The sequence below is a fragment of the Aeromonas sp. Marseille-Q7275 genome, from assembly GCF_965119515.1.
The window spans coordinates 1-13,153 of sequence record NZ_CBCPLW010000029.1 but is presented as its reverse complement, the minus strand read 5'-3'; the positions used below and the strand labels follow the sequence as shown (position 1 = coordinate 13,153).

Here is a 13,153-nt window from a genome sequence, read left to right as displayed (position 1 = left end):
GTTACAATAGCCCTTCATTGGCCCCGCCATCTGGCTGGTTGAACTAGCAAGGTTCTGTTTTATATGGTTAAACCACGTTTCTCCCTGCTGTTGTTGCTCTTCGTCGGCAGCATAATGGCGGCTTATTACTGGAGCCAACCCTCCCTGCCTGCGCAGGCGGATTATTATCCGGTAGGGCGCGACATCAATCCCTTCACCCTCACGGATGGGGATGGGAAGCCCTTCACCGCCGCCAATCTGGCGGGGCACTGGACCTTCCTGTTCATCGGCTACACCTATTGTCCCGACGTCTGCCCGACCGCCCTGGCGGATCTGCGCTCCATCTACCCGGATCTGAAGAAGATCTCGCCCAGCAGCCAGGTGGTCTTCGTCTCGGCGGATCCCCAGCGGGACGACAGCGCCCGTCTCAAGAGCTACACCGCCTTCTTCCATCCGGAGTTCAAGGCGGCGACCGGCCCCCACCGCGCCCTCTTCCCCCTGGTGCGCAACCTTGGCCTCGTCTATTCCATCGTGGAGAGCGAACGCAAGGATTACCTCATAGACCACTCGGCCTCGATCGTGCTGATCAGCCCCGAGGGCAAGCTGGTGGCCATGTTCCGTCCCAAGGTGGCCCCGGGTGAGGTGCCTCATGTGGACATGCAGACCATGGTCTCCGACTTCGCACGCATAGTGCGGCTGGCCGACGAGTGAGCCGCCGGCGCCGATCGTGCCTAGCTTGATGCCGTCCTGGCTGAGGGATCCTCGCCGCCACAGGGCCGTGTTTGCCCTGGCCCTGCCCATGGTGTTCTCCAACGTCACCACCCCCTTGCTCGGCCTGGTGGACACCTGGGTGATCGGTCATCTCGGTCAGGCCTGGTTCCTCGGGGGCGTCTCGGTCGGGGCAACCCTCATCAACCTCCTGTTCTGGCTGCTCGGTTTCCTGCGCATGTCCACCACTGGCCTGACCGCCCAGGCCCAGGGCGCCGCCAGCGCCGAGGGGCAGCTGGACACCCTGGCGCGGGCGCTCGGCCTCGCCGTCGGGCTGGGGCTGGCCCTGCTGTTGCTGGTGCTGCCTTTCTTGCCGGCCATCATAGGGCTCAGCGGGGGATCCCCCGAGGTGCAGGTCTATGCCGGAGACTATGTCTCGGTGCGGATCTGGAGCGCCCCGGCGGCCCTGTGCAACCTGGTCATCATGGGCTGGCTGCTGGGCATGCAGGATGCGCGCAGCCCCATGCTGCTGCTGATCCTGAGCAACCTGGTCAACATGGTGCTGGATGCCTGGTTCGTGCTGGGGCTGGGCTGGCAGGTCAGGGGGGTGGCTGCCGCCTCCCTGCTGGCGGACTACTGCTCGCTCGGGGTGGGGCTCTGGCTGGTGAGCCGCCGCCTGCGCCATCTCCCGGCCGAGGTGTGGCAGGGCGCCTGGTCGCGTTGGTGGCAATGGCCCGCGGTGCGGCGGCTGCTCGGCCTGAATCGGGACATCTTCATCCGCTCCCTCTGCCTGCAGCTCTGTTTCGCCTTCATGACCCTGCAGGGGGCCAGGCTGGGGGACGTGGCGGTGGCCGCCAATGCGGTGCTGCTCAACTTCCTGATGCTGATCTCCTACGGGCTGGACGGTTTTGCCTACGCGGTGGAAGCCATGGTGGGGCGCGCCATAGGACGGCGGGACAGGCAGGGGCTGCGGGAGGCCATAGTCCTCAACCTGGGTTGGGCCTTGCTGATCGCGTTCGCCTTCACCCTGGGGTTTGCCCTGGGGGGGCGGCAGCTCATCGCCCATATCACCGACATCCCTGCGGTGATCGCCGAGGCGAACCGCCAACTGCCCTGGCTCATCGCCATGCCCTTGCTGGCGGTCTGGTGCTTCCTGCTGGATGGGGTCTTCATCGGGGCCACCCGGGCTCGCGAGATGCGCAACAGCATGCTGGTGGCGGTGTTTGCCGGCTTCTTCCCGATCTGGTGGCTGTGCCAGGGATGGGGCGTGGCGGCCTTGTGGGCCGCCATGGCTGCGCTGATGACAGGGCGTGGCCTGACGCTGGGCTGGCTATGCTGGCAACTGGAACGTGACGGCCGCCTGCTGGGTCAAGGCCGGGAACCCGCCTGACGGGGTCTCATGGTCGGCACCGCCTCTGAGGCTCTGAGGGCGCCGCGCCGACGGAGGCTAGAGAGATCCCTCATAGCCGAACTGGCGCCAGCTCTCGTAGACGAAGACAGCGACCGCGTTGGCCAGATTCATGCTGCGGCTCTGGGGCAGCATGGGAATGCGCAGCCGCTGCTCGAACGGCAGGCTCTCGATGATCTCCGCCGGCAATCCGCGGCTCTCAGGCCCGAACAGCAGGGCATCCCCCGGGGCGAACTGCGCCGCCGAATGAGCGGTGCGCCCCTTGGTGGTGCAGGCGAATACCCGCTTGGGGGCCACGGCCGCGAGAAAGGCCTCATAGCTCGGCCAGCGCTTCACCTCGGCAAACTCGTGATAGTCGAGCCCGGCCCGCTTCACCCGCTTGTCATCCCAGGCAAAACCCAGGGGCTCTATCAGGTGCAGCCGGTAGCCGGTGTTGGCACAGAGGCGGATGATGTTGCCGGTGTTGGGCGGGATTTCCGGTTGATAGAGCACTATGTCGAGCATGACGGGATCCTGATGCGGGGCTGGGCTGGTGCGAAACGGGCGCCAGCATACCCAGCGCCCGTGCCGATGAAAAGGGGTGGCTCACACCATGGGCAGGCGGATGGTGATGACGAGCCCGGTCGGATGATTGTTGCTGGCCTTGATGGTGCCGCCATGACGCTGGATCGCCTCGGCGGCGATGGCGAGACCGAGACCGGTACCCCCTGTCTTGGCGTTGCGGGCATCGTCCACCCGGAAGAAGGGCAGGAACAGCATGGGCTGCTGCTCCACCGGCACGCCGGGGCCGTCATCCCTGATGGTCATCACCCACTCCCGTCCCTCCTGATACCAATCCACCTTGATGAACTCGCGGGCATATTTGAGCGCATTGCGCAGCGGGTTCTCCAGGGCCCTCGCCAGCAGCTCGGGCCACATCCGCAGCGATTCGGTCGGCAGCGGCGGCAGCCTGAGCTGTTTGCCGTTCTGGTTGGCCTCGAACATGGCGTCGTCCAGTATGGGCTCCAGCAGATCCGCCAGCGGCAGGGTCACCGGGGCCTCCACGTGCTGCTGGACCCGGGACAGGTCCAGCAGATCCCCTATCAGCTTGTCGAGCCTGGCGATTTCGCTCTCGATCCGCGCCAGCTCCGAGCTGTCCCCCTGCTTGCGGCGGATCAAGGCCTGCGCCAGCTGAATGCGGGTGAGGGGGCTGCGCAGCTCGTGGGAGATGTCGGACAGCAACTGTTTCTGCTTCTGGATCATGCGCTTGAGGGTGTCCACCATGTGGCTGACATGATCCGCCAGCTGACCTATCTCGTCCCGCCGCCCCAGGTTGGGGATCCGCGTCTCCAGCTTGCCCTGCGCCAGCTGGGAGACCGACTGCTGCAACTGCAGTATGGGGCGGGTCAGCCGCCAGGCCAGCAGCAGGCAGAGGGGGGTGCTGACCAGCATGGCGATGCCCAGGATCTGGATGGGGTGATCCAGGATCTGGATGAACAGGAACAGATAGGAGTTCTCGACGTTGAGCCCGAAGTAGACGTGATAGCTCTGGCCGTGATGCTGCATCAGGAAGGGGCCGGCGATGGCCCGCTGGTGTTCGCTGCCCAGCATGGGCCTGGCCGGGTCGTCGGCATCCAGCATGAAGCGGATGACGAACTTGCTCAGCCGGGTGGTGGATTGCATCTGGCCCTTGGCGTCGCGCAGGTAGACGTTGTCCACCGGCAACAGCCCGGCCGTCGTGATGGCCTGCTGCAGATCGAAATCCTGGTGCGGGTCGGCACCAGCCTGCAGCGCCCGCAGGTTGTTGTTCATCCTGGCCATCTCGTGCTCGGGCAGGGGTATGGTGTTGCGGGGATCCAGGGTGGGCAGTGTCACCACGGCGGCCAGCACGAGCAGCAGCATGAACCAGAACCAGAGAAATATCTGGGTGGAGAGGCCATTGAAGGTGCGGGCCGTTTTCATGCCTGCTCCAGCCAGAGGTAGCCTCGGCCACGCACCGTCTTGAAGCGGGGTTGCCCATCGCTGCGCTCAGGCAGCTTCTTGCGCAGGTTGCTCAGGTGCATGTCGATGGCCCGATCGAAGGGCTCGAGCTTCTTGCCAAGCACCTGCTCTGACAACAGGTTCTTGCTGACGATCTGGCCCGGGCTGCGCAGCAGGCACTCCAGCAGGCCGAACTCTGTGGCGGTGAGCTCCAGCAGCTGATCGTCGCAGCGGGCCTGCTGCAGGCCGGGTTGCAGCACCAGATCCATGAAGCGCAGCTCGTCGGATGCGCCGCGTTGGGGGGAGGGATGCTGGGTGCGGCGCAAGATGGCGCGCACCCGCGCCAGCAGTTCTCTGTCGTCGAAGGGCTTGGCCAGATAGTCATCGGCCCCCGCTTCGAGCCCGTTGACCCGATCCTGGCTGTCGCCCCGGGCGGTCAGCATCAGCACTGGAGTGTCGTGGGTCTTGCGCAGCCTGGTCAGCATGGCGAACCCGTTGAGTCTGGGCATCATGACGTCCAGCAGCACCAGATCGAATGCCTGCTCTGCCAGCCGCAGCAGCCCCTCCTCCCCATCCTCGGCGACGGTGACGTCAAACCCTTCCAGGGTCAGGATTTCGGTGAGCAGCTGGGTCAGTTCGAGATCGTCGTCGACCAGGAGTATTTTGTTCATTCGGGGTCACTCCGTTGATGTTGCGCGCCAAACTGACGTTCGGGTCAGGGTATAATAAGTTTTTACGCGTCAGAGGAAAGCCGGTTTTGAGCCACCAACACTATTCCCGCTGGGTCACCCTCGCCAGCACGGCGGCGGTCGTCACCGCCACCCTGCTGATCCTGGGCAAGCTGATCGCCTGGTTGATGACGGACTCTTCCAGCCTGCTGGCATCCCTCACCGACTCCTTCATGGATGTGAGCGCCTCCATCATCAACCTGCTGGCCATTCGCTACGCGCTGGCGCCGGCCGATGAGGAGCACCGCTTCGGCCACGGCAAGGCGGAGTCCCTGGCGGGTCTGATCCAGTCGGCCTTCATTTCGGGTTCTGCCCTGCTGCTGATGATGCACGGCATCTCGTCGATGCTGAACCAGGTCCCCGTGGTGCGGCTCGAGGCCGGGATCTGGGTCAGTGTCGGCTCCATCCTGCTGACCCTGCTGCTGGTCAGCTTCCAGAGCCTGGTCATTCGCAAGACCAACAGCGTGGCCATCAAGGCCGACATGCTGCACTACCGCTCGGACTTGCTGCTCAATGCCGGTGTCTTGCTGGCGCTGGTGCTGGCGGGGCAGGGGTGGTACTGGGCCGATGGCCTGTTCGCCATCCTGATCGGTCTGTTCCTGGTGTGGGGAGCCGTCCAGATCGGCTACGAATCGGTACAGGCCCTGCTCGATCGTCAGTTGCCAGAGGAAGAACAAGCGAGAATAATGGCGCTCTGCTGTGCCGTAGAGGGGGTGCACGGCGTACATGATCTGCGCACCCGTCAATCCGGGCCGACCCGCTTCGTGCAGTTGCATCTGGAGCTTGACGATCAGCTCCCCCTGGTCAAGGCCCATCAGATAGCCGACGAGGCTGAACTGGCGGTCCGCCAGTCCTTTGAGCGGATGGATGTGATCATCCACATGGACCCCATCTCGGTGCTGACAAAAGAACAACAAGGCACTCACCCTGAACAACAGTAGGCTGCAACATGGATGATCTGGTTGCCCAAACGTGGCAAAAAATTCAGCAGGAAGCGCAGAGCATGGCGGCCCAGGAGCCCATGCTGGCCAGCTTCTTTCACTCCACCATTCTCAACCACAGCGATCTGCGCTCGGCGCTGAGCTTCCAGCTCGCCAACAAGCTCGACAGCACCACCATGCCGGCCATTGCCCTGCGCGAGGTGATCGAGCTGGCCCTGCGCAGCGAACCCGAGTTGCTGGCCGCAGTGGCCGCCGACATCTGCGCGGTACAGGACAGGGATCCCGCCGTCGACCTCTTCTCGACGCCGCTGCTCTACCTCAAGGGGTTCCATGCTCTCCAGGGCTACCGGGTTGCCAACTGGCTGTGGCGTCAGGGGCGTCGCTCGCTGGCGCTCTACCTGCAAAACCAGATCTCCGTGGTGTTCGGGGTCGACGTGCACCCGGCCGCGCGGATCGGCAAGGGCATCATGTTTGACCACGCCACCGGCATAGTGGTCGGTGAGACCGCGGTGATTGAGAACGACGTCTCCATCCTGCAGAGCGTGACCCTGGGGGGCACCGGCAAGGAGAGTGGCGACCGTCATCCCAAGATCCGGGAAGGGGTGATGATAGGGGCGGGCGCCAAGGTACTCGGCAACATCGAAGTGGGGGTCGGCGCCAAGATAGGGGCCGGTAGCGTGGTGATCAATCCGGTGCCACCCCACACCACTGTCGCCGGCGTGCCCGCCAAGATAGTGGGCCGACCCGAGTGCGACAAACCCTCCCTGGACATGGATCAGTGTCTCTGATCCCCTGACCGAGGCCGCTGTATGGTCAAGCGCTGGTCAGGCTATCTGATCCTGGGGATGTGGCTGCTCAACCTGCTGCACCTCTATCTGGGATTCTCCCCCTGGCCCGCCGCCGTCGCGGCCTGGGCCGCCTCCCTGCTCACCTGGCCCTGGCTGGTGGGTGCCGCCCGTCGTCAGGCGCTGGCGCTCTACGGGGCGGCGTTGCTGCTGCTGATCTTCTCCTGGTGGCGCGGCGCCAGCCTCAGCCCCGGAGACTGGCTGCTGCCCAACATCAACATGCTCACCATGTTTGCCGCCGTCAGCACCCTCAACCTCGCCACCTCGGGGCTGCTGACAGGCACCGCCTCCTGGTCCGGGCGCAAGGGGTTGTGGAGCACCATGGCCAGCCTCAATCTGCTCGGCGCCGTCATCAACCTCTCGGTGCTCTTCATCATCGGCGATCGGCTGGAGCGCAACGGTACCCTTGAGCGGCGCCAGGTCATGGTGCTGAGCCGGATCTTCTGCGCCGCAGCCTTCTGGTCCCCCTTCTTCGTCGCCATGGCGGTGGCGCTCACTTACGCCCCCGGCCTGCAGCTCTCCCAGATTTTGCCGTTTGGCATCCTTGCCGCCCTGCTGGCCATGGGTCTGACGGCCTGGCAGGTGGAGCGGCTCGGGGTGGCGGATTTTGCAGGTTATCCCCTGAGGCTGCAGACCCTGGGGTTGCCGGTGACCCTGGCGCTGCTGGTGCTGCTGATCCACCGGATCTGGCCCGGGCTCAGCATCCTGGCGGTGATCGCGCTGGTGGCCCCCTTGCTGGCGCTGCTCTTCATGCCAAATCAGGGGCGCGGGGCGGCCCTCAAGCGGCAGGTGGTGGAGCGTTTCCCCGCCATCGGCGGCCAGCTGGTGCTGTTTCTCGGGGCTGGCCTGCTGGCTGCCGGCATCAACAGCGCCCTCTCTGTCATCGACTTCGGTGCGGGTCACGGCCTGCCGCTGTTCAACCACTTCGGCTGGCTTGAGGCATCCCTCACCCTGCTGCTCATCTTCCTGGTCGCCATCATAGGTGTGCATCCCCTCATCAGCATCTCGGGGGTGGCCCCCTTGCTGTGGCCGCTGTCACCGGATCCCAGCCTGCTCGGCATGTGCTTCCTGCTGGGGTGGGGGCTCGCCACCGGTACCAGCCCGCTCTCCGGCTCCAACCTGGCGCTGGCCTCCCGCTACAACCTGAGCGCCGGGCTGCTGCTGCGCTGGAACCTGCTCTACGGGCTGCTGATGTACGGGGTGGCCTGTCTGTTGATGGGGGGCTTCATCGCCCTGCACGGCTGATGCCGGCGGCGGGAGAGGAGCCGGTTCGCAGGGGGCCGTGACGCCGCGGCGAGCGTCCCGGATCGCGGTTCCTGCCGCCTGCGAGAAAAACCGACGCATATTTAAGCAATACCGGCACGGAGGGCGCATTTTGCAACGCGCTGGCTTGTTTGTGCCGAGCGCATCAGGGTATGCTGGCTTCACGCGCTTGAATCGCCCCCTGTGGGGCATCGCAATTGAACATACAGGTATGCATATGTCACTAGAAGTCCTTGAGCAACTCGAATCCAAAGTACAATCCGCCGTCGACAACATCTCCCTGCTGAAAATGGAGCTGGACGAGCTGAAAGAGCAGAACAACAAGCTGCAAGACGAGAACCATCAGCTGCGCAACGAGCACGTTGCCTGGCAGGAACGTCTGCGCGCCCTGCTGGGCAAGATGGACCAGATGGGCGATGCCATCTGATCCCGTCTTGACTGACTGGAATGAAAGCGGGCCGCTCCTTGAGCGGCCCGCTTGTTTTGGCAGGGGAGGGGATCACAGGGCCAGCAACTGCCTGACCGTCTTCTCTATGCCGTCGGCGGCCTCGACGATGTTCTGCGCCAGCATGTAGGCCGGGGTCGAGATCACCTTGCGTTCCTGATCCACCACGAACTCGCTGACCGGGCAGTTGAGATGGCTGCCCCCCATGGCCTCTATGGCATTGGCGGCGCCCTCGTCATGGCCTATGGTGGCCAGGGTGCCGGCGCCATAGATGAGGGGTATCATGGCCGGTGCTATGCAGATATAGGCCGCCGGTTTACGGGCTTCGGCAAAGCTCTGGCAGGCTTTCAGCACATCGGGCTGGATCTGGCAGTTGGCGCCCTGAACGGCGAAGTCGCACAGATTCTTGGCGGCGCCAAAGCCGCCGGGCACCAGCAAGGCATCGAAATCGGCCGCATCCAGCTCGGCCACATTCCTGATATGGCCGCGGCAGATGCGGGCAGCCTCGACCAGGACGTTGCGGCTCTCCCCCTCGCTCACCTCGCCGGTCAGGTGGTTGATGACGTGCAATTGAGGCACGTCGGGCGCGAAGCACTGGACGGTGGCGCCCTGACGGGCCAATGCCAGCAGGCTGATGACGGCTTCATGGATCTCGGCGCCATCAAACACGCCACAGCCACTCAAGATCACGGCCACTTTTTTCATGGCAGACTCCTCGTTGTTGAAAATGTGAGCCAGGGTAGATTGTTGTACTTTTGTATGGTTATCGTTCGGCCTCCGCTGGTCAAGTCATCTTGCTGTGCTAGGATTGTTTCGTTTTGGATCCTGTCTCGTTGACCCCCTTGAATTTTTTTCCACATTGATCGAGATCATGATGAAGGCATCATGGTTTGTTTTTACGATCTCAATACACTGTTTTATATGTGTTTTTTGTTTTTAATCCACAACTTTGCCACCATGGTAGAGCCATGCGTCCATTTTTGAGCACAGAGTTATCCACAGGCCATGGGGCGGTTCGTGGCACGAATGGGAGGGGGTCAGCCCCTTGGTGTGCCGCGGGCCCTGTGGCATCCTAGCGACTGTTTATTCCTGGCAGGACGATTTCATGGCCCCTAGCAATCCCCTTATCTTGGTCGACGGCTCTTCATATCTTTACCGCGCCTTCTTCGCCTCCCAGCAGGCCGATCTGCGCACATCGACCGGTTTGCCAAGCGGCGCCGTCCGGGTGATGGCCAACATGATGCGCAGCCTGCGCAAGCAATACCCCGACTGCCATGTGGCCGTGGTGTTCGACGCCAAGGGCAAGACCTTCCGTGACGACATCTACCCCGAGTACAAGGCGACCCGCGCCAGCATGCCGGACGATCTGCGCAGCCAGGTTGCCCCCATTCACCAGATGATCAAGGCGATGGGCTTCCCCTTCCTGATGGTCGAAGGGGTCGAGGCCGACGACGTGATCGGCACGCTCGCCCGCCAGGCGACCGAGAAGCAACTGCCCGTGCTCATCAGCACAGGTGACAAGGACATGGCGCAGCTGGTCTCCGACCATGTCACCCTGATCGATACCATGAAGGATGTGAAGACCGATCGGGAAGGGGTGATCGAGAAGTTCGGCGTGCCCCCCGAACTCATCATCGACTACCTGGCCCTGATGGGGGACAAGGTGGACAACATTCCTGGCATGGCAGGGGTGGGCGAGAAGACGGCCCAGGCGCTGTTACAGGGGATAGGCAGCATCGATCAGATCGCCGCCAACCTCGACAAGGTCGCCGCCCTCGGCTTCCGTGGCTCCAAGACGTTTGCCGACAAATTCCGCGAGCAGGAGGATCAGGTTCGCCTCTCCTACCAGCTGGCGACCATCAAGACCGACGTCGAGCTGGAGCAGAGCCTCGAAGAGCTGCTGCTGGGCCCGATCGACAAGGAGTCCCTGCTGGCGGTCTACCGGGAGTACGAGCTGCGCAACCTGATCAAGGAGCTGGAGTCCGGTGGCGAAGAGAGCGCCGGGCAGGAAGAGGCCGCTGATGACGCTGCTGCTCCCGCTACCGCCATCGAGACCGACTACAGCTGCATTCTGGAGGAGGCCGAGTTCGACGGCTGGCTGGCACAGTTGCAGGCGGCACCACTGTTTGCCTTCGACACCGAGACCACCAGTCTCGACTACATGGAGGCGAGAGTGGTCGGCGTGTCGTTCGCCATCGAGCCGGGCAAGGCGGCCTATGTTCCCTTCGGCCACGACTATCTGGGGGCACCAACCCAGCTGACCGAACAGCAGGTGCTGGGCAAGCTCAAGCCGCTGCTGGAAGATCCGGCCCGCCTCAAGGTGGGGCAGAACCTCAAGTACGATCGCAACGTGCTGCAGAACCACGGCATCGATCTGCAGGGCATCGCCTTCGACACCATGCTCGAATCCTATGTGCTCAACTCCACCGCCAGCCGCCACGACATGGACTCCCTGGCCAGCAAGTACCTCGGGGTCGAGACCATCTCCTTCGAGGATATCGCCGGCAAGGGGGCCAAGCAGCTCACCTTCAACCAGATCGAACTGGAGCAGGCCGCGCCCTATGCGGCGGAAGATGCCGACATCACCCTGCGTCTGCACCAGACCCTGTGGGGGGAACTGAGCAAACAGCCTACGCTTGCCAAGGTGTTCACCGAGATCGAACTACCCCTGCTGCCGGTGCTGGCACGGATGGAACTGCTCGGGACCACCATAGACCCCAAATTGCTGCACCAGCAGAGCCAAGAGATCGAAGTACGTCTGGCGGAGCTGGAGCGGGAAGCGCACGAGCTGGCCGGGCAGGAGTTCAACCTCTCCTCGCCCAAGCAGCTCGGCGAGATACTGTTCGTCAAGCTGGGGCTGCCCATCCTCAAGAAGACCCCCAAGGGGGCCCCGTCCACCGCCGAAGAGGTGCTGGCGGAATTGGCGGAGACCTATGATCTGCCGCGCCTGCTGATGGAGCACCGTGGCCTGGCCAAGCTCAAGTCCACCTATACCGACAAGCTGCCGCTGATGATCAAGCCCCAGACCGGGCGGGTGCACACCTCCTACCATCAGGCGGTGGCGGCGACCGGCCGGCTCTCGTCCACCGATCCCAACCTACAGAACATCCCGGTGCGCAACGAACAGGGACGCCGTATTCGGCAGGCCTTCATCCCGAGCGCCGGCTACAAGCTGGTGGCGGCGGATTACTCCCAGATCGAGCTGCGCATCATGGCGCACCTCTCCGGTGACCAGGGCTTGCTGACCGCCTTTGCCGAGGGCAAGGACATCCACAAGGCGACCGCCGCCGAGGTGTTCGGTGTGGCACTCGAGGCGGTGACCACCGACATGCGCCGCAGCGCCAAGGCGATCAACTTCGGCCTCATCTATGGCATGAGTGCCTTCGGTCTGGCCAAGCAGCTGGGGATCGGCCGTGCCGAGGCGCAGAAGTACATGGATCTCTACTTCGAGCGCTATCCGGGCGTGCTGGAGTACATGGAGCGCACCCGCCAGCAGGCGGAAGCCCAGGGCTATGTCGAGACCCTGTTCGGTCGTCGCCTCTACCTGCCGGACATCAAGTCCCGCAACGCCGGTCTGCGCAAGGCGGCGGAGCGGGCGGCGATCAACGCCCCCATGCAGGGCACGGCAGCCGACATCATCAAGCGCGCCATGATCGCCGTCGATGGCTGGATCCGGGGCATTACCGATGGCTCCATCCACATGCTGATGCAGGTTCACGATGAACTGGTGTTCGAGATCCGCGAGGAGAAGCTGGAGGAGTACATCGCCCTCATCAAGGAGAAGATGTCCGCGGCGGCCGAGCTGCACGTGCCGCTGGTGGTGGAAGCCGGAACCGGCGACAACTGGGATCAGGCCCACTGATCCCGACCACAGTGATTGGCTAGCTATATAAGCAGAGAAGCCCGGCGCATGCCGGGCTTCTTGTTTTCGTTCTCTGTCTGCCTCAAGCCTCTTGCAGATACTCATCCTTGAGCAGGACATAGTTGTCGGCCGAGGTCTTCAGAAAGGCAATCTCTGCCGGCTTGAGCGGCCGTGCCTGCTTGACCGGGTTCCCCATATAGAGGAAGCCGGATGCGAGCCGCTTGCCCGGTGGCACCAGAGAGCCGGCGCCTATCATCACATCATCCTCGACGATCACCCCATCCAGCAGTATGGCCCCCATGCCGACCAGTACCCGGCTGCCTATGGTGCAACCGTGCAGCATGGCCTTGTGGCCCACGGTGACGTCTTCCCCGATCAGCAGGGGATAACCATCGGGATTCGCGGCGCTCCTGCGGCTGAGGTGCAGAACGGTGCCGTCCTGTACATTGCTGCGGGCGCCGATACGGATATGGTTCACATCCCCCCGTGCCGCCACTAGGGGCCAGATGCTGGCATCGTCGCCGAGCACTATGTCTCCCACCAGGGTGGCGCAGGGGTCCACATATACCCGCTTGCCCAGTTGCGGGCGTTTTCCTTTATAGGATCTCAGTCGCAAGTCCATCTTGGCCTCCTCAATTTTCTGGCCATTCTAGCAATCCCGAGCCCGTTTCTGTGGATAAGTTTGTACAAAAGCTGTGGTTGGCTATGAATAACTAGAGAAAGGCCTGTTTTTGAAGATTTATTGCCACTTTTTGCAAAAATGGGCTTGCCAGAAAGTTTCAGCTCCCTATAATGCGCCTCCATCGACAGGGCAAGCGGCAACGCAGAAAGCCTGAGTCGATAACCTCGAAAAGCCTTTGAAAATAAGGCTTGACTCGAGAAGGCGGTTGAGTAGAATTCAACTCCCGCAGCAACACACTGTTGCGTCGCTCTTTAACAATTTGAATCAAGCAATCTGTGTGGGCACTCACAGCATCGAACATCAAAGACAATTTTTGATTTTCAATGTCTGGTG

13 protein-coding genes are annotated in these 13,153 nt (G+C 63.0%); 7 read left to right on the top strand and 6 right to left on the bottom strand.

Annotated elements, in window-relative coordinates; genetic code table 11:
- Positions 1-63 precede the first annotated feature (63 nt).
- Both ACWPWQ_RS20040 and ACWPWQ_RS20035 read left to right on the top strand, forming a co-directional pair.
- Entirely contained in the window at positions 64-690 is a 627-nt protein-coding gene (locus ACWPWQ_RS20040; RefSeq protein ID WP_139437782.1) for an SCO family protein, read from the top strand.
- Between the two features lie 28 nt (positions 691-718).
- Entirely contained in the window at positions 719-2,077 is a 1,359-nt protein-coding gene (locus tag ACWPWQ_RS20035; protein WP_454010612.1) for an MATE family efflux transporter, read from the top strand.
- Positions 2,078-2,134: 57 nt separating this feature from the next.
- Here ACWPWQ_RS20035 and trmL read toward each other — a convergent pair whose 3' ends face one another.
- The 3 genes from trmL to ACWPWQ_RS20020 form a co-directional block, all read right to left on the bottom strand.
- Entirely contained in the window at positions 2,135-2,599 is a 465-nt protein-coding gene (trmL, locus tag ACWPWQ_RS20030) for a tRNA (uridine(34)/cytosine(34)/5-carboxymethylaminomethyluridine(34)-2'-O)-methyltransferase TrmL (protein ID WP_139437779.1), read from the bottom strand.
- A gap of 81 nt (positions 2,600-2,680) precedes the next feature.
- Positions 2,681-4,036: an ATP-binding protein gene (locus tag ACWPWQ_RS20025; RefSeq protein ID WP_247627787.1), complete on the bottom strand. Its 1,356-nt coding sequence runs from the start codon at positions 4,034-4,036 to the stop codon at positions 2,681-2,683.
- Positions 4,033-4,725: a response regulator gene (locus tag ACWPWQ_RS20020; RefSeq protein ID WP_139437775.1), complete on the bottom strand. Its 693-nt coding sequence runs from the start codon at positions 4,723-4,725 to the stop codon at positions 4,033-4,035. The genes ACWPWQ_RS20025 and ACWPWQ_RS20020 overlap by 4 nt, the downstream gene beginning before the upstream one ends.
- An 86-nt stretch (positions 4,726-4,811) precedes the next feature.
- Here ACWPWQ_RS20020 and fieF point away from each other — a divergent pair, with 86 nt between their 5' ends.
- The 4 genes from fieF to ACWPWQ_RS20000 all read left to right on the top strand — a co-directional run bounded on the left by fieF (position 4,812) and on the right by ACWPWQ_RS20000 (position 8,258).
- Positions 4,812-5,723 (top strand): cation efflux pump FieF, encoded by a 912-nt coding sequence (gene fieF / locus ACWPWQ_RS20015; RefSeq protein WP_404837514.1) that lies wholly within the window; start codon positions 4,812-4,814, stop codon positions 5,721-5,723.
- An 8-nt stretch (positions 5,724-5,731) separates the two neighbouring features.
- Entirely contained in the window at positions 5,732-6,511 is a 780-nt protein-coding gene (gene cysE, locus ACWPWQ_RS20010; protein ID WP_025325275.1) for a serine O-acetyltransferase, read from the top strand.
- A 21-nt stretch (positions 6,512-6,532) separates the two neighbouring features.
- A complete protein-coding gene (locus ACWPWQ_RS20005) occupies positions 6,533-7,813 on the top strand; it encodes a hypothetical protein (protein ID WP_404837515.1) in 1,281 nt (426 codons plus the stop codon).
- 235 nt (positions 7,814-8,048) lie between these two features.
- Complete coding sequence (locus ACWPWQ_RS20000; RefSeq protein ID WP_025325277.1) at positions 8,049-8,258, top strand: cell division protein ZapB; 210 nt, start codon at positions 8,049-8,051, stop codon at positions 8,256-8,258.
- A gap of 72 nt (positions 8,259-8,330) precedes the next feature.
- Here the strand turns inward: ACWPWQ_RS20000 and elbB are convergent, their stop codons facing one another.
- On the bottom strand, positions 8,331-8,981 hold the full coding sequence (gene elbB / locus ACWPWQ_RS19995; protein WP_454010597.1) for an isoprenoid biosynthesis glyoxalase ElbB: 651 nt from the start codon (positions 8,979-8,981) through the stop codon (positions 8,331-8,333).
- Positions 8,982-9,381: 400 nt separating this feature from the next.
- On the opposite strand from elbB, the gene polA reads away from it, so the two are divergent.
- Positions 9,382-12,138, top strand: a complete 2,757-nt coding sequence (polA, locus tag ACWPWQ_RS19990) for a DNA polymerase I (protein ID WP_454010596.1) — start codon at positions 9,382-9,384, stop codon at positions 12,136-12,138.
- Between the two features lie 82 nt (positions 12,139-12,220).
- Here polA and ACWPWQ_RS19985 read toward each other — a convergent pair whose 3' ends face one another.
- Together ACWPWQ_RS19985 and ACWPWQ_RS19980 are read right to left on the bottom strand one after the other, a co-directional pair.
- Positions 12,221-12,760 carry a gamma carbonic anhydrase family protein gene (locus ACWPWQ_RS19985; RefSeq protein WP_454010595.1) on the bottom strand — a complete coding sequence of 180 codons (540 nt, stop codon included), beginning with the start codon at positions 12,758-12,760 and terminating at the stop codon, positions 12,221-12,223.
- A gap of 157 nt (positions 12,761-12,917) precedes the next feature.
- A partial coding sequence (locus ACWPWQ_RS19980; protein ID WP_454010594.1) for a hypothetical protein occupies positions 12,918-13,153 on the bottom strand: 236 nt, incomplete at its 5' end.